Here is a 15,196-nt window from a genome sequence, read left to right on the forward strand (position 1 = left end):
AACTATTCTTCCGTCTGAATGTATTTGATGGGAATTCGCAGGTAAGGTTCAAAAAACTGGCCCAGTTCAAACATGTCGTCATCTCCTTCCTCGTAGAACCAGTTGATTTCCATTCTATGCGATTCATCGACCTTATCGTTCAGTGTCTTCAAAATGTTGTGCAGAGCTTTCGAGGAACTTGTATTGATGTACTCAAACTGGAGATTGATCTGAGTAAATTCCGGCAGGTTTTCAACATACTGATTGAGCCATTCCATAACAGGCCTGTAAAAAGCAACCGGATCTTCGGGGATTGACCGCCCCGAGATTTCTATCAGCCCTCTCTGAAGCTTTACTGTTGGCGTTTGGTTTGAACCGGAAATTATCAGGTTGTCCATCGATATCCAATTTTGTAAGTATGAAAACAAATATATAAAAAATATTACGTACAATAGAATGAACTTTTCGTATTTCTTTTTTGGTAAAAAGTTAGCTTGGTATTAATTATTTTTACAAATGAATCGTTTCTGTAATTGGGTTTATATGAACAAAAACCTTCCGGTTTACCGGAATCTGTTAATTGGTATACTTTTTCTATTTCCCGGATTTATGCTGGCACAGTCAATGGAACGTTTTTTGCCTGAAAATCCAGGCAATCAATATACTGTCGAGAACACCCGGTTTTTTACCGGCAAAAAACTGTATGAATACATAGACGGCGGGGCGGAATTGTACCTTTCCTATCATTACCGGAAATGTATCAGCCGGAACTATGTTCATAGCTCTGAACCCGAAATTATCTGTGAAGTTTTTGACATGGGCAATTCGTACAATGCCTATGGCGTATTTTCCAACATGCGCGAAACGGAGAATAACGAATTTGGCCAGGGATGCCAGCGGCTGAAAGGTTCCATTCTCTTCTGGAAAAACAGGTATATAGTGTCGCTGATGACTCCGCGTGAAACTCCCGTGTCAGTTGAGACCATGAACCAGATTGCAGCTTTTGTTGATCGTGCGATCCCGGGAACCGGTCCCCTGCCTTCCATTCTTAATTATCTGCCAAAGAACGGATTAACCCGTGAAAACATCCTGTATTTTACCCATTTCTCATGGCAGAATGCTTTCTATTTTCTGGGAAGTGATGATATTCTGATGATTGGCACAAATACTCCATGTGTCTGGGCTCGTTATGGTACTCCCGAACACCGTCTTTTTCTCCTGCTGATCCGTTACGATGATAAAACGAAGGCGGAAAAAGCATTGTCTTTCTTCCGCAATGCGTTTGGTGCCGGAAAAGAGGTAAGCGTACCTGTAAAACTGGAAGACGGAACGTTCTTTACCATGGTTTGCGTGGACAATTTTTTATGCGGAGTCTTTAATGCATCCTCAGCGGAGGAGACCGAATACATGGCAGGGGAAGTGAAAAAACGTGTTTTTGAACAGAAGCACTAACAGATAAAAGAGAATCTGATTAAATTTACCGAAAACCTACAGATATGGCACCACTCACCCGTCGTGAACTGCTCAAGAAAGCAGTCGTGCTTACTGCAGGAAGCAGTGTTTATCTTGGTTCGTATGCTATACCCGGCCCGTTTTCTTCCGGAGATAAAACGAGGGTTGTCCTGATACGCGACAAGGACCTTCTTGATGGTGGAGGGAAAATTGTTCCTTCCGTTATGGAGGATATGCTGAACAAGGCACTTTGCAGCCTTTATGGAGTTTCCTCTGCCTCGGAAGCGTGGAAAAAAGTTGCCGGGCCGGCAGATGTTGTGGGGGTAAAATCGAATGTCTGGCGTTTCCTGCCAACACCGCCTGAACTGGAGGCAGCCATTGAAAAGGGTTTGCTTCAGGCTGGCGTGAAAAAGGAAAATATCAGCATCCGCGACCGGGGAGTTCTTGATGATCCGGTATTTCAAAAGGCCACCGCACTCATCAATACCCGTCCGATGAGAACGCATTACTGGTCAGGTGTTGGGAGCCTGATTAAAAATTACATTATGTTCGACCCCAACCCGCCTAAATACCATCCTGATACCTGCGCGGATCTGGCTAAGCTATGGGAGCTTCCCATTGTTAAAAACAAGACCCGCCTCAACATCCTGGTTATGGTGACTCCGCTGTTTCACGGAAGCGGACCGCATCATTTCAATGAAGAATATACCTGGCCCTATAATGGAATCATTGTGGGAACGGATCCGGTTGCTGTTGATTCGGTTGGCCTCAGAATCATCCAGGCTAAAAGAAAGCAGTTTTTCGGCGATGACCGCCCTCTGAATCCTCCGGCCAAACATATCTACCTTGCCGATACCAGGCATCACCTGGGAACGGCCGATCCTGCTAAAATTGATCTTGTTACTATGGGCTGGGCCGATAATCAACTTGTCTGAACCATGAATAAAAAACAGCGAATTTCCCTTTCCGCCATCATCCCCGGGCCTCCCGAAACAGTTTATGAGGCCTGGCTGGATGCAGATCAGCATGCCGCTTTTACCGGCGATAATGTACGGATCGAACCTTTTCCCGGTGGCACATTCAATATATGGAACGGCTATATCACAGGGCGCATCCTGCATCTCGAGCCTCCGAAACGGATTATTCAGGCCTGGCGAAGTGCTGATTTCCCGCCCGACAGCCCTGCTTCCGAACTCGAAATACGTCTTGAAAAAAAAGGCAACGATACCCTGTTCCAGCTTTTTCATAGCGGAATACCTGATGAAGTGGCCATCGATTTTAACCAGTGGTGGATCGAAAACTATATCGATCCCATGAAATTGTACTTCGGAACGCTTGCCCAGGGTACCCGCAACGAATAATGTCAGTCCGGTTTTCTGAACTTTTTCCTCTTTCCTGCGTTTCTTAACAAAAAAATGAGACCAATCCGGATTTTGTCTCTTCTAATATTTATTGCTGTGAATCATATCAACGCACAAAAACCGGACCCGCCGAGTTCCGGTTCATCCCATGCATTTGCAACCTTTGGTACCGGATGTTTCTGGTGTACGGAAGCTGTTTTCCGGGAACTGAAGGGTGTCATTTCAGTAACACCCGGGTATTCCGGCGGTCACGTCCGGAATCCTTCTTATCGTGAGGTTTGTACGGGAACAACCGGGCACGCTGAAGTCTGTCATATTGAGTTTGACCCTGAGATAATTTCTTTTAAAGAACTGCTCGAAGTATTCTGGGAAGTACATGACCCCACAACTTACAACAGGCAGGGGAACGATGTAGGCCCTCAGTACCGTTCTGTGATTTTTTACCATAATGATCAGCAGAAAAAGGAAGCGGAATATCTGAAAGCTCGTTTGAACGAACTCAATGTGTATGGTAAACCGGTTGTAACTGAAATCAGTCCTTTCCTGAACTTTTATCCGGCTGAGGATTATCATAAGGAATACTACCTTCTTCATGGCGACCAGCCATATTGCCAGATTGTGATCAGGCCCAAGGTCGAAAAGTTCCGTAAAATATTCAGGGACAAACTAAAAGACACCCTCGACCGCTGACAGAAAAGGTGGTAAGTTAATACCGGAAAAGAAGACAGGCATCTCCGTAACTCAGGAAGCGAAATCCGTTTTCCAGGGCATAGGTATAAATTTTTCTCCAGTCATTTCCTGTATAGGCGGCCACCAGCATCAGCAGAGTGCTTCCCGGTTGGTGAAAGTTGGTTATCATGGCATCAGCCAGAGCAAACCGGTATCCCGGAATGATCATGAGGCGGGTGGAGGCAAATAACCTGTCCATTCCTTTCGAATGCATCCATTTTGCCAGTGCATCAAGGGCTTCTTTGCGCGGAATGTCCTGCGGTATGTGTTTCCATTCCCATTGTTCAACCAAAAGATGATCCTTCGTTTTCCTTCCTGTCAGTAAGTTTGTGCCCAGGATATAAAGACTTTCCAATGTTCTTACGCTGGTAGTACCTACCGGAATCACCGGTCCGTCATGAGTGGACAGCCGGGTCACAAAAGCGGAGCTGACGGAAAAATGTTCGGTATGCATTTCATGTTGCCGGATATCTTCGTGCTTAACAGGCTGAAAGGTCCCGGCCGCCACATGCAGTGTCAGATGAGCGGATGAAATACCTTTTTCTGTCAACAACTTTAAAACATGCGGGGTAAAATGAAGCCCGGCAGTAGGCGCTGCCACCGATCCATTATTTCTGGCATAGATGGTCTGATAGCGTTCGCGGTCCAGTTCCACCGCCTCTCTTTTCAGGTAAGGGGGAAGGGGAACTATTCCGAAAAGTGACAATACCCCGGCAAATGAATGATGAGGAGGATCCCAGTTGAAACGTACTATACTTTCATTTCCACTGTTTTCGAGGGTTGCGGTTAAGCGTACCTTCCCTTCCGGGCTTTCCCTGATGTCCTCCAGTGGCCCTTCCTTCCAGCGTTTTCTGTTTCCTATCAGGCATTTCCAGCGGCATTCCCCGTGCCGGCCAAAGGCAACTGAATATTCGGGGGGATCATATGGATCGAGGCAGAAAATCTCAATAACGGCCCCGGTCTTTTTTCTGAACATCAAACGGGCCGGTATGACTTTTGTATCATTAAAAACCAGCAAACTGCCTGTCGGAAGATGATCAGACAAACGGGCAAATACGTCCTGTCGTATAACTCCCTCCCTGTATATCAGTAATTTCGACTGATCCCGCTCGGGAAGAGGGAAACGGGCGATCCGTTCTTCGGGCAAAGGGTATTGATAGGTCTCTGCTCTGTATATATCCGGTTTTTCTTCCGACATGTTCCTGTTCACTTCCTGGTACCTGTTCCATTTCTTTGGCGGGGCAAAATTAGCTTAAACTGCCGTTTTTTTTAGCTAACATTCCATTCTTGGCTAAATTTGCAGAAAAAAAATATGAAAATTCAACCGGGCGACAGGGTGCGTTTCCTTGATGACGTGGGAGGCGGTATAGTAAAATACCTGTCGGGTAAGGAAATTGCCATGGTCGAAACGGAGGAAGGTTTTGAGATCCCTGTCAGTGTGAAAAAACTGGTGAAGGTCAGTGAAACTCCCGAAAATGTTACCAGACAGAACCCAAAGACCGTTAAACCTGCGGCAGAGAAAACGGAAAAAAGCTCCCCGCCGGCATCCGACCAAAATATATCCGAAACGCTGTTTCTGGGAATCGTCCCGGTTAATCCGTTTTCCATTGCCCTGAGCGATTTTTACGTTTACCTTGTTAATGATACTTCGTGGCACATGATGTTTGTAATGTCGGAAGAGCAAACCGGCAACCTGCACCTGATGGCATCAAAAATCATGGAACCATTAACCAAGATGAAAATTGCCACTCTTACACAGTCGCAGATATCGAAGGCTGTTTTCCGGATTTCCCTGCTTCCTTTCAGGAAAGACCCATATCCGTACCGGCCTTCGGCCGATGCTCTTCTGGATCTGAGGCAATACGCCTTTTACAAACAAAAGATTTTTCAGGAAAACGATTTTTTTGAATCTCCGGCAGTTCTGATATCCGTTTATTCACAAAAAGCTGAAAATACGAACGAACCAGACCTGAGAGCAAAAGACCTGTCCGATCTTACGGAAGAAAAGAAGAAAACACCCAAATTTCCCGAAACAGAAGAAGTGGATCTTCATATTGAGAATTTGGTAGAAAATCCGGGCTCTTTAACTCCTTCGGAAATACTGAATATTCAAATGGCACGCTTCATCACCGCACTGGAGGGGGCTATTCTTGCCAGGCAGAAACGAATTATTTTCATTCATGGTGTTGGTAACGGTCGTTTAAAATACGAAATACGAAAAACACTGGATGAAAAATACAGCCACCTTCGTTACCAGGATGCATCGTATCAGGAATACGGGTTTGGAGCTACCATGGTTATTCTGAGGCACTGATCAGCCGGTTTGCAGATTTTTTCCTATAATTGCGTTTGTAATCGGCCATCAAATTGCATTCAAACTGAATAAGGCATCAATGAGTGTTCTCGTCAACAAAAATTCGCGGGTACTGGTTCAGGGATTCACGGGAAAGGAAGGTACTTTTCATGCCCAGCAGATGATTGAATACGGTACCAATGTGGTGGGTGGTGTTACTCCGGGTAAGGGGGGGCAAACTCATCTGGGGTTGCCTGTGTTTAATACCGCGTGGGAAGCCGTGAGAAAAACGGGTGCCGATGTTTCGGTTCTTTTTGTGCCTCCTGCCTGGGCGGCCGATTCCATCATGGAAGCTGCCGATGCCGGTATCAGTGTGATTGTGGCCATTACTGAAGGAATTCCTGTTGCCGATATGGTTCGCGTGAAAGCTTTCTTGCAGTCGCGGCATTCACGTCTGATCGGCCCTAACTGCCCCGGTGTGATTTCACCCGGAGAAGCAAAGGTCGGTATCATGCCGGGCTTCATTCACAAAAAAGGCTGTGTCGGCATTATTTCGCGTTCCGGAACCCTTACCTATGAGGCTGTAGACCAGGTTACACGTACCGGACTGGGGCAATCTACCTGCATTGGTATTGGCGGAGACCCTGTTGTCGGTACTTCCATTCTGGAAGCCATGAAACTTCTGATGAACGACCCCGAAACCGAGGGCATCATCATGATCGGCGAAATCGGCGGAAGTTTGGAAACGGAAGCAGCCCTCTGGGTGCGCGATCACGGCAGAAAGCCTGTTGTCGGTTTCATTGCCGGAAAAACGGCCCCCAAAGGAAGAAGAATGGGCCATGCCGGAGCAATTATCGGCGGAAAGGATGATACCGCCGCCACCAAAATTGAAATTCTGCGCTCCTGCAATATTCGGGTTGCCGACTCGCCTGCCGATATCGGTTCCCTGATGGCACAGGTACTGAAATGAGAAATATTTCTGAACTCTAAAACTGATAACCTATGAAATTACTTGAAGGAAAAACAGCACTTATTACCGGTGCTGCACGGGGTATCGGAAAGGCTATTGCCCTCCGTTTTGCGTCTGAAGGCGCCGATATTGCTTTCACCGACCTGGCATACGACGACCATGCAAAAGCTCTGGAAACAGAATTGCGCCAGATGGGAGTGAAAGCCAAAGCGTATGCTTCCGATGCTTCTGATTTTGCTGACACCGAAAATGTTGTAAATCAGGTAATTGACGATTTCGGGAAAATTGATATTCTGGTCAACAATGCCGGAATTACCCGGGATACCCTCCTGATGCGAATGACCGAACAGCAGTGGGATGCCGTGATCAGTGTCAATCTGAAGTCGGTCTTTAATTTTACCCATGCTGTTCTGAAATCTATGCTGAAAACCCGCAACGGGTCAATTATTAATATGAGTTCCGTAGTGGGGGTGGCAGGAAATGCCGGCCAGTCAAATTATTCTGCCTCAAAGGCCGGTATTATCGGATTCACCAAATCGGTTGCCCGTGAACTGGGATCCCGGAACATCCGGTGCAATGCCATAGCTCCGGGATTTATCATGACCGACATGACGGCAAAATTGCCCGAAGATGTTAGGGCCGAATGGATTAAGCGAATTCCCCTTCAGCGGGCTGGTACTCCGGAAGATGTGGCCAATGTGGCTCTTTTCCTTGGCTCTGATTTGTCTTCTTATGTCAGCGGGCAGGTAATCAATGTCTGCGGCGCAATGCAAACCTGAGGATCTATCAGGCTAAGAAAATATCCTGATATCTCATTCGCTGTCGAGCACATCAAGCAATGCTTTTGCAGCTTCTTCGGGGCCTGTTCTTTCAAAACCGCTGATTCCCAATCGGGTCCGGAATTGGCCGACAAACACGCCTGCCTTAAAAAAGGCATCAAAATACTGCTTTGCAATCTGATCATGCAACTCACGGTACTGCGGGGGCCCAAACACGTTGGCATAGTATGAATGCACAATTCCTGTCGATGTGGTTGTTCCCTTGCTCATTACAGCGCCGGCTTCAAATACGGCCATAGCCTCCTGAGGACTGTCAAACCGCTCGATAATGGGATGCTCCTCATCAACTATTTCATAATTGTTGGCATAAAAGATATAATCAATTTTGGTACCCCTGATCAGTTCCTTAAAGGTGGTGACGGGCAGAATGATGCGCGCATTCACCTGGGAAGGACTCATGATAATGGCCCGGTCAATCTGTCCCAGGGCATATCCTTCCTGTAAATCATCCAGCCTCAGAAAAGCCCCTATTTCTGTACCATAGCCTATGATTTCTCCCCCGGTACCGATTTCCAGCGAACCCATATCGTCAGCAATAATCGTCATGTACCTGATACGGTCCTTCCCGATCAGCCGGAAGGCTTCCAGTGATTCTGATTTCCCTGCACCTGTATCCCCTATGAAAAGAACGGTTTTTTCCGTGTTTTTCATGGCTATTTTTACCAGTGCCCCATGAAATGGCATCCGGCCTTCTTTCATCATCCTGGCGTTGTGCAGGGTCAGCATCATCTTCTTCAGATAACCGAAGTACCCGAATTCGTCTTTGTTTGGACAGGCCCCGATTAATATACCATTTTTCTCGTCGTCGAAAAATACCGTCTGGTAATTACCGAGCGGGGACAGATCCTCATTGCATCCGTAAACAAAGAGGGCATCCGGAATGCGCTCAAGATCTTCATCATCGGCAATTTCGAAAAGATTGCAGAGTGACATGCCCAGATCGAGAAATCGGTGATGAAAATATACCATAATAATCAGTGGCCCTACTTTGGCAGGGTAACACAAAAATTCGTCCGGTGTTATCGTTATAATTTCCAGAGGATTACGGCATATTTTTTGAAACTTCCCACCCCGTTTGTTAGTAGGTGGATTCAGGATCAGGGGAGGATTGAGCAGAATTTGCCGTACAATGGGTATATTCTTGAGTTTCTGATATTCTCCTTCCGGCAAAGGAACTTCTTTTGGCAACGCTATGGCAGCTGCCTCAGCTCCGGCTGTTACCTGCCGGTATACCCTTGGAACTTTCCCTGTAAGGTTTTTCTGAATTTCCCGGTAGGTCTTCCGAACAAGATGCGTCAGGTTTTCAATCGATTCATTGAAGGTACGGTAGGGCCTTTTGTCAAGAACATCATTTTCGGAATTCAGGACAATAAAACGATCATAGGTTCTCCAGAAGTTGTACAGATACTCAACGAAATCATTCAGCACATCACGGTCGCTGATGAATTCATCGGCCTGTTCAATTTTTCCCTGGAGCAGATCGGCAGGTACCTTGCTGAGAAGAGACAAAAGATCAGAGAATTTATCAAGTACTTTCCTGTCGGGTTTTCGGTTACCAAAAATTCCCAGCAGGGGGGACTGTTTTTCACTGAGCCTTTCAACCGCTATTGAAAGAAGGTGACGAAAAAGGGAGCTTTGAAGAAGTTCTTCCGGAGTTTCACATAGCCTTCCCCGCAGGTCAATAATGACCTTGTTTCCAAGAATCTCGAATGTTTTGTCTTCTCTGTTCTGCATCGTAAATAAAATTATGTTGTGCAGCACAAAAATAATCAAATGAATGAAACATTGCCTTTGTTTTGCTCCTTCATCTTTTCCTCAATATGAACCAATATATCACTATTTTTGCCATCAGTAAATTTTAAACCTTTTGCATGCATAACACACTGTTTTACATAATTTTAGTCGTAATACTGGCTGATTACCTGCTGGACCGGTACCTTGAATGGCTGAACGACCGCAACTGGTCAGCTACACTTCCTCATGAATTAAGCGATGTATATGACCCGAAGGAATATGAGCGTTCCCAGAGATATCATCGTGACAATAACCGCTTTGAATGGATCACTTCCACCTTTCAGCTTCTTGTTGTACTGGGAATGCTTTTTTTCAATGGTTTTGCCCTTGTCGACTCCTGGGCCAGGAATATGGTGTCAAACCCTGTCGGCATTTCCCTTGTCTTTTTCGGAATCATAGCCCTGGCTTCAGACATCATCAGCATACCATTTTCTGTTTACGAAATATTTGTTATTGAGGAAAAATACGGTTTTAATAAAACCACGCCCCGGATTTTTGTTACCGACAAACTCAAGGGGTATCTCCTGGGTCTCCTTCTCGGCGTTCCTCTTGTTGCACTCATCGTCTGGTTTTATACAGTTACAGGAAAATCCTTCTGGCTTTATACCTGGGGACTGGTGGTTTTCTTTCTGGTTTTCATGAATATGTTCTATTCCGATCTGATTGTTCCCCTGTTCAACAAACAGACCCCTTTGCCCGAAGGAGACCTCAGAAATGCCATTCTTGCCCTGGCTGAAAAGGCCGGATTTCCGATCAAGGATATTTATGTTATCGACAGTTCCAAACGGTCTACCAAATCAAATGCCTATTTCACGGGACTGGGACCCAGAAAAAGAATTGTCTTATACGATACCCTGATTCAGGATCTTTCTCCGGAAGAAATTACGGCAACCCTTGCGCACGAAATTGGCCATTACAAGCTGAAACACACACGTCTGGGCCTTATTTTGTCGGTTATACAGACGGGTATTACGCTGTTTATTCTCTCTCTCTTCATTGACAATCCCGGGCTTTCCAGAGCCCTTGGAAGCGAACAGCAAGGCTTTCATCTTTCGCTGATTGCTTTTGGCCTGCTGTATTCTCCCATTTCAATGGTGCTGGGGCTTGGTGCAAACTTGATTTCCCGAAAACACGAATATGCTGCCGACAGATTTGCTGCAAAACTCGGGCTATCCCATTCTCTTATCAGTGCGCTTAAGAAACTCAGTGCAAAAAACCTTTCAAACCTTACCCCGCATCCGGCGTATGTGTTTTTTCACTATTCCCATCCCACCCTGCTTCAGAGAATGAAGGCTCTCACGTCATTTACCCTCCCGAAATGATTCCTGTTTGCACAAAAAAATCCGGAACGGCAGATATCTCCTTGCGGCAAATGAACTATTTGACAGTTCATGGTGTTTCTTTGAAAACTTTCGGTATGACTGTTGAAGAGTTCCTTAATACTTTGCAGCTTGAACATCCGCCTGACCATTTTCCCCCACTTCTTCGTGCCCTCTGGTATGAAAAAAAAGGCGACTGGAACACAGCACACAGGCTTGTGCAGACGATTCATACGCCACGGGCGTGCAGAATCCATGCATATCTGCACCGCAGAAATGGCGACAATGAAAACGCAGCCTACTGGTACCAGAAAGCACGTCAGCCTTATCCATCTGTCGACCCGGAAAAGGAATGGGAAATTCTTTTAGCTAAATTGCTTTAGATTATTTTTTAATCTTTGTTTATGAATGCTGCCGTCATTACCATCGGAAAGGAAATTCTCATAGGTCAGATTACCGATACCAATGCAGCTTTTATCGGGCAGAAGCTCACCGAAACCGGTCTGGAAGTAGTAAGAATGATTACTGTTGCTGATACGGTGGAATCGATCGGATCAGCCCTAAAGGAAGCATCGGAATATGCCGGTATTATTATTTCTACCGGCGGACTGGGCCCCACTTCCGATGATGTTACAAAACCTGCCTTATGCCGCTATTTTCAGACCTCACTTACCCTTCACCGGCCAACACAGGACCATATTCAACAGCTTCTGGCGGCACGCAACATGCAGATGAATAAGCTGAATGCCGCTCAGGCCATGTTGCCGGCTTCCGCGCAGGTTCTTTTCAATCAGTACGGAACGGCTCCGGGGCTCTGGTTCGAAAAGGAGGGAAAGCACTATATCTTCCTGCCAGGCGTCCCTTTCGAAATGAAAGCTATATTGCTTGATGATGTGCTGCCTGAACTGAAAAAACGATTCTCTCTGCCCTTAATTCTTCATCGAACCATTATGACCCAGGGCCTTCCTGAATCATATATGGCTGAGCGATTACAGGATTTTGAAAAACAACTGCCTCCCGGTGTCTCCCTGGCATACCTGCCTTCCTATGGAGGTGTCCGCCTGCGCATTTCGGCCTCGGGCAGGAACCGGCAGGAACTGGAACATCTTGTTGATGGGCAGATTCAGCTTGCCCTGAAGGTTATTCAGCCCTTTGTATACGGATATGATGAAGAATCCCTTCCGGAAGCTATCGGAAAAATACTGCGGGAAAGAAAACTGTCTCTTTCGGTGGCAGAAAGCTGTACAGGAGGCTCTATAGCCGCGGCCGTTACCTCCGTTCCGGGAAGTTCGGAATACTTCAAGGGCGGAGTTGTAGCCTACAGCAATGAAATCAAAGAAAAAGAACTGTTGGTACCCGCCGGCCTAATTCAGAAACATGGTGCAGTGAGCAAGGAAGTAGTGATGGCCATGGCCGGAGGCATTCTCAGGAAGTTTAATACCGACCTTACCATTGCCGTTACGGGAATTGCCGGTCCCGGCGGCGGAACACCCGATAAACCTGTCGGAACTGTCTGGATTGCGGTTGGTGATAAAAGCAATATTGTTGTCCGGGCATTCAGGTTCGGCGAAAACCGGGAAAGAAACATTTACCGGACCACCCAGACAGCCCTGAATATGCTTCGCATGCTGGTTCAGGGTATAGACATTCACGCCGTTTTCCAGGGCTTGCCCTGATAAGGTCTGTCACCGGGCGTAACAATAAATGCATTTGCTCCGGCAGGTCCCGTACCCGCCAATATCGGTACTGAGGGTGCACAAACATGCTTTTCTCTGGCCGGGATCTTTCTTTGGTGTGATATTCAACCCGTAAAGGGAATTGATCAGTTCTGCATCAATGCAGGCTCCCGGTATAACACCACTGGCTGATACATCTGTTTCCGAAGAACATGTCTGAAGGGTTATCCCATGCGACCGGGCCACCTGAAGCAATGACTGCAGAAGTTCTGCCTTCACCTCAACGGGGGGATCATATGCCCCGCACCGGGTAAGGTTCGTGCGGCATTTCCGGTAAAACTGAACAAAGCTGGTAATGCACCGGAAGGTAAAGTTCTTAAGATATTCGGCCATTTCCGCAAATTTTTCCTTGTGAAAGCCTTCGGTATAACGGGGTGTAAAAATAATGGGGTCGTACCGCCATATGACCGTTCCGGCCGGCATCCTGGAAGCCAGTTCTGCCAGGCTGGCCAGGCGTTTTTCCATGGGAGGAAAGCCTGGTTCCAGATCGGTTCCATAGGGTGTAACTGTGTACAGAAACAAAACCGGATATCCTGCTTCTTTTATCTCCCGCAGATAAGGCAGGAGGGGCTTTGCATTCCGCGTCCAGAATACAATACAATCCACATCTTCCCTCAGCAGGCTAACTTCCCTCTCCACAGAGGGACGAAAGGGATTTTTTACCCGTGTTTTTCCCGCCCGCAACTGCTCCATGAACCAGAGCGCATGCCAGGCAGGAATATCGGTACGACGGCTTGCGCTGATGATCATGCTTCAGAAAGCATTATACGGATTGTATTTCCGGCATGGGGAAGGGTATGACCAATACCGTAAAGAGGTATTGTATTTTCCTGGCAAAATCTCTCGAATTCGTGGGAATGATTTTCTTCCACCGCCAGCAAAAGCCCGCCGCTGGTCTGCGGATCACAGAGAATCATTTTTTGATGATGGTCCAGCGGACTGATTTTTTCACCGTAGCTTTTAAAATTCCGGTATGTGCCTCCGGGTATAGTGTTCAGCCGGATATATTCCTCAATTCCTTCAATAACCGGCACATGGGCAAAATCAATAACTGCATCAGTTCCACTTCCTTCACACATTTCCAGAAGATGTCCGGCCAGTCCGAAACCGGTCACATCGGTCATGGCCGTAACATAGGGAAGGGTTGCCAGCAGACTGCCGGCTGTATTCGGAGTTAGCATCAGATCCCGTGCCTTTGAAAGATGCTCGGGCCGGGCCAGCCCTTTTTTCTCGGCCGTTGAAATCATGCCAATCCCCAGTGGTTTTGTAAGATATATTCTGCACCCCGGAGTGGCCGTCGAGTTCCTCTTCAGGTATTTTGTTTCAACAATTCCTGTAACCGCCAGACCAAAAACAGGATCCTGAATATCAATGCTGTGCCCTCCTGCCAGGGGAATTCCGTTTTGGGTACACACACTGCGTGCGCCCTGCACCACCGTTCCGGCAACCTGGGGCGGCAATTTGTCGACCGGCCAGCCCAGAATGGCTATGGCCAGCAAAGGCTTACCCCCCATGGCATATACATCGCTCAGGGCATTCGTGGCGGCTATTCTTCCGTAATCGAACGGATCATCAACAATGGGCGTGAAAAAATCCGTGGTACTGATAAGGGCTGTCCCATTGCCAAGGTCATATACTGCAGCATCGTCCCTTTCATCATGACCCACCAGAAGGTTTGGGCTTATCAGGTCGGATGACTGCCCCTGCAAAATTTCTTCCAGTATCCTTGGTGCAATTTTACATCCGCATCCGGCACCCGGACTGAATTGTGTCAACCGTATAGTTTCCATAAAGGCAACTAATTTGAAAAAATTAATTCTTTACCTAAAGTAATCAAGTCTTGAATATTGAAATTCAGAGTATTATCTATGTAAAATGTTTTGATGATCTGATGCTGTTTTTTGTCCAGTTGGCGTGAGTAAACCTTGTCGTAATAATGAAGAGCAATTTCGGCAGCCTCTTCGTACTTTCCTTCATGAACTGCTGTAATGGCCTGCTGGCATTTCTCACTCCCCAGGCGCCTTATAAGTCCTCGGAATACTGCTGTTAAGGTTTCATGGTCGGTAATGGCATACTCCCTGACCAGCCTTTCCAGTCGCTCCGTAAATGGTCTGCTGATGCAAACCAACGGGGCTTTTTCCATCTGATCAAATAAACTGCGGGGAAGGAACAGTTTTCCTATGGTAATGCTCTCATTTTCAATCCATACCGGCTTATCCGGTTTCAGCGTTCTGAATGCTTCAAACAGGTTGTTTTCAAATTGCTCCTGGGTAGGTTGGCCGGGTTGTCCGATGGCTCCAAAGGCAGATCCTTTATGACAGGCAATTGCTTCCAGATCCAGTATCTGTTCCCCCTCTGAAGCCAGCATGCGAAGGATTTCCGTTTTTCCGGCTCCGGTTTCTCCGCCCAGTACAATCAATTTCAGGGGGGTCCGGAATTTTTCGAGTACATACCTCCGGTAGGCCTTGTATCCTCCTTCCACAACGTAACATTGCATTCCCGCTGTTGAAAACAACCAGGCCAGGCTTCCGCTCCGCATACCTCCCCGCCAGCAATACAAAATGATTTTTCGTTCCGGGGAAATTTCCCGGGCTTTCTCAATATAGCTTTTTAACCGGGGACCAACGATTTCCATGCCCAGAAGAACGGCCGCGTCGGATCCGTTGTGGGCATAGACCTTGCCTATCAGGGCCCGTTCGTTGTTGTCGAACAAAGGAATCTGTA

Annotated in this window: 16 protein-coding genes; 10 read left to right on the forward strand and 6 right to left on the reverse strand. The window is 47.0% G+C overall.

Features of this window, described 5'->3' with window-relative positions; all coding sequences use genetic code 11:
- Positions 1 to 2: 2 nt before the first annotated feature.
- A complete protein-coding gene (locus tag GX419_11360) occupies positions 3 to 377 on the reverse strand; it encodes a DUF1987 domain-containing protein (protein ID NLI25290.1) in 375 nt (124 codons plus the stop codon).
- 145 nt (positions 378 to 522) lie between these two features.
- Here GX419_11360 and GX419_11365 point away from each other — a divergent pair, with 145 nt between their 5' ends.
- The 4 genes from GX419_11365 to msrA are packed head-to-tail and all read left to right on the forward strand — an operon-like array spanning position 523 to position 3,482.
- Complete coding sequence (locus tag GX419_11365; GenBank protein ID NLI25291.1) at positions 523 to 1,431, forward strand: hypothetical protein; 909 nt, start codon at positions 523 to 525, stop codon at positions 1,429 to 1,431.
- Positions 1,432 to 1,475: 44 nt separating this feature from the next.
- Complete coding sequence (locus GX419_11370) at positions 1,476 to 2,366, forward strand: DUF362 domain-containing protein (protein ID NLI25292.1); 891 nt, start codon at positions 1,476 to 1,478, stop codon at positions 2,364 to 2,366.
- A gap of 3 nt (positions 2,367 to 2,369) precedes the next feature.
- Positions 2,370 to 2,792: a hypothetical protein gene (locus GX419_11375; GenBank protein NLI25293.1), complete on the forward strand. Its 423-nt coding sequence runs from the start codon at positions 2,370 to 2,372 to the stop codon at positions 2,790 to 2,792.
- Between the two features lie 54 nt (positions 2,793 to 2,846).
- A complete protein-coding gene (gene msrA, locus GX419_11380) occupies positions 2,847 to 3,482 on the forward strand; it encodes a peptide-methionine (S)-S-oxide reductase MsrA (protein ID NLI25294.1) in 636 nt (211 codons plus the stop codon).
- Between the two features lie 16 nt (positions 3,483 to 3,498).
- Here the strand turns inward: msrA and GX419_11385 are convergent, their stop codons facing one another.
- Positions 3,499 to 4,719, reverse strand: a complete 1,221-nt coding sequence (locus GX419_11385; GenBank protein ID NLI25295.1) for an S-adenosylmethionine:tRNA ribosyltransferase-isomerase — start codon at positions 4,717 to 4,719, stop codon at positions 3,499 to 3,501.
- A gap of 114 nt (positions 4,720 to 4,833) precedes the next feature.
- Here GX419_11385 and GX419_11390 point away from each other — a divergent pair, with 114 nt between their 5' ends.
- The 3 genes from GX419_11390 to fabG all read left to right on the forward strand — a co-directional run bounded on the left by GX419_11390 (position 4,834) and on the right by fabG (position 7,563).
- Positions 4,834 to 5,835 carry a DUF2027 domain-containing protein gene (locus tag GX419_11390; protein NLI25296.1) on the forward strand — a complete coding sequence of 334 codons (1,002 nt, stop codon included), beginning with the start codon at positions 4,834 to 4,836 and terminating at the stop codon, positions 5,833 to 5,835.
- 79 nt (positions 5,836 to 5,914) lie between these two features.
- Positions 5,915 to 6,784: a succinate--CoA ligase subunit alpha gene (gene sucD, locus GX419_11395; GenBank protein NLI25297.1), complete on the forward strand. Its 870-nt coding sequence runs from the start codon at positions 5,915 to 5,917 to the stop codon at positions 6,782 to 6,784.
- A 32-nt stretch (positions 6,785 to 6,816) separates the two neighbouring features.
- Positions 6,817 to 7,563 carry a 3-oxoacyl-[acyl-carrier-protein] reductase gene (fabG, locus tag GX419_11400; protein NLI25298.1) on the forward strand — a complete coding sequence of 249 codons (747 nt, stop codon included), beginning with the start codon at positions 6,817 to 6,819 and terminating at the stop codon, positions 7,561 to 7,563.
- A gap of 33 nt (positions 7,564 to 7,596) precedes the next feature.
- On the opposite strand, the gene GX419_11405 is transcribed toward fabG, so the two are convergent.
- On the reverse strand, positions 7,597 to 9,357 hold the full coding sequence (locus GX419_11405) for a phosphoenolpyruvate carboxykinase (GenBank protein NLI25299.1): 1,761 nt from the start codon (positions 9,355 to 9,357) through the stop codon (positions 7,597 to 7,599).
- Between the two features lie 137 nt (positions 9,358 to 9,494).
- On the opposite strand from GX419_11405, the gene GX419_11410 reads away from it, so the two are divergent.
- From GX419_11410 to GX419_11420, 3 genes are all read left to right on the forward strand, one after another.
- Positions 9,495 to 10,739, forward strand: a complete 1,245-nt coding sequence (locus GX419_11410; protein ID NLI25300.1) for a M48 family metallopeptidase — start codon at positions 9,495 to 9,497, stop codon at positions 10,737 to 10,739.
- Between the two features lie 95 nt (positions 10,740 to 10,834).
- The gene (locus GX419_11415) at positions 10,835 to 11,119 is read left to right on the forward strand and encodes a hypothetical protein (GenBank protein ID NLI25301.1); all 285 of its coding nucleotides are present in this window, start codon (positions 10,835 to 10,837) and stop codon (positions 11,117 to 11,119) included.
- 21 nt (positions 11,120 to 11,140) lie between these two features.
- Positions 11,141 to 12,412, forward strand: coding sequence for a competence/damage-inducible protein A (locus tag GX419_11420; protein ID NLI25302.1), 1,272 nt, complete (start codon positions 11,141 to 11,143; stop codon positions 12,410 to 12,412).
- A 9-nt stretch (positions 12,413 to 12,421) separates the two neighbouring features.
- Here the strand turns inward: GX419_11420 and GX419_11425 are convergent, their stop codons facing one another.
- From GX419_11425 to mnmH, 3 genes are all read right to left on the reverse strand, one after another.
- A complete protein-coding gene (locus GX419_11425) occupies positions 12,422 to 13,222 on the reverse strand; it encodes a DUF1848 domain-containing protein (protein NLI25303.1) in 801 nt (266 codons plus the stop codon).
- Positions 13,219 to 14,262 carry a selenide, water dikinase SelD gene (gene selD / locus GX419_11430; protein ID NLI25304.1) on the reverse strand — a complete coding sequence of 348 codons (1,044 nt, stop codon included), beginning with the start codon at positions 14,260 to 14,262 and terminating at the stop codon, positions 13,219 to 13,221. The genes GX419_11425 and selD overlap by 4 nt, the downstream gene beginning before the upstream one ends.
- 8 nt (positions 14,263 to 14,270) lie before the next feature.
- Positions 14,271 to 15,196: tRNA 2-selenouridine(34) synthase MnmH (gene mnmH, locus GX419_11435; GenBank protein ID NLI25305.1), on the reverse strand; the 926-nt coding region annotated here is incomplete at its 5' end.

The sequence above is a fragment of the Bacteroidales bacterium genome, assembly GCA_012517825.1.
Lineage (GTDB): Bacteria > Bacteroidota > Bacteroidia > Bacteroidales > JAAYUG01 > JAAYUG01.

Coding starts and splice junctions, on each gene's coding strand:
- GX419_11360 (NLI25290.1), bottom strand. CDS start 377: ATGGACAACCTGATAATTTCCGGTTCAAACCAAACGCCAACAGTAAAG.
- GX419_11365 (NLI25291.1), top strand. CDS start 523: ATGAACAAAAACCTTCCGGTTTACCGGAATCTGTTAATTGGTATACTT.
- GX419_11370 (NLI25292.1), top strand. CDS start 1,476: ATGGCACCACTCACCCGTCGTGAACTGCTCAAGAAAGCAGTCGTGCTT.
- GX419_11375 (NLI25293.1), top strand. CDS start 2,370: ATGAATAAAAAACAGCGAATTTCCCTTTCCGCCATCATCCCCGGGCCT.
- msrA (NLI25294.1), top strand. CDS start 2,847: ATGAGACCAATCCGGATTTTGTCTCTTCTAATATTTATTGCTGTGAAT.
- GX419_11385 (NLI25295.1), bottom strand. CDS start 4,719: ATGTCGGAAGAAAAACCGGATATATACAGAGCAGAGACCTATCAATAC.
- GX419_11390 (NLI25296.1), top strand. CDS start 4,834: ATGAAAATTCAACCGGGCGACAGGGTGCGTTTCCTTGATGACGTGGGA.
- sucD (NLI25297.1), top strand. CDS start 5,915: ATGAGTGTTCTCGTCAACAAAAATTCGCGGGTACTGGTTCAGGGATTC.
- fabG (NLI25298.1), top strand. CDS start 6,817: ATGAAATTACTTGAAGGAAAAACAGCACTTATTACCGGTGCTGCACGG.
- GX419_11405 (NLI25299.1), bottom strand. CDS start 9,357: ATGCAGAACAGAGAAGACAAAACATTCGAGATTCTTGGAAACAAGGTC.
- GX419_11410 (NLI25300.1), top strand. CDS start 9,495: ATGCATAACACACTGTTTTACATAATTTTAGTCGTAATACTGGCTGAT.
- GX419_11415 (NLI25301.1), top strand. CDS start 10,835: ATGACTGTTGAAGAGTTCCTTAATACTTTGCAGCTTGAACATCCGCCT.
- GX419_11420 (NLI25302.1), top strand. CDS start 11,141: ATGAATGCTGCCGTCATTACCATCGGAAAGGAAATTCTCATAGGTCAG.
- GX419_11425 (NLI25303.1), bottom strand. CDS start 13,222: ATGATCATCAGCGCAAGCCGTCGTACCGATATTCCTGCCTGGCATGCG.
- selD (NLI25304.1), bottom strand. CDS start 14,262: ATGGAAACTATACGGTTGACACAATTCAGTCCGGGTGCCGGATGCGGA.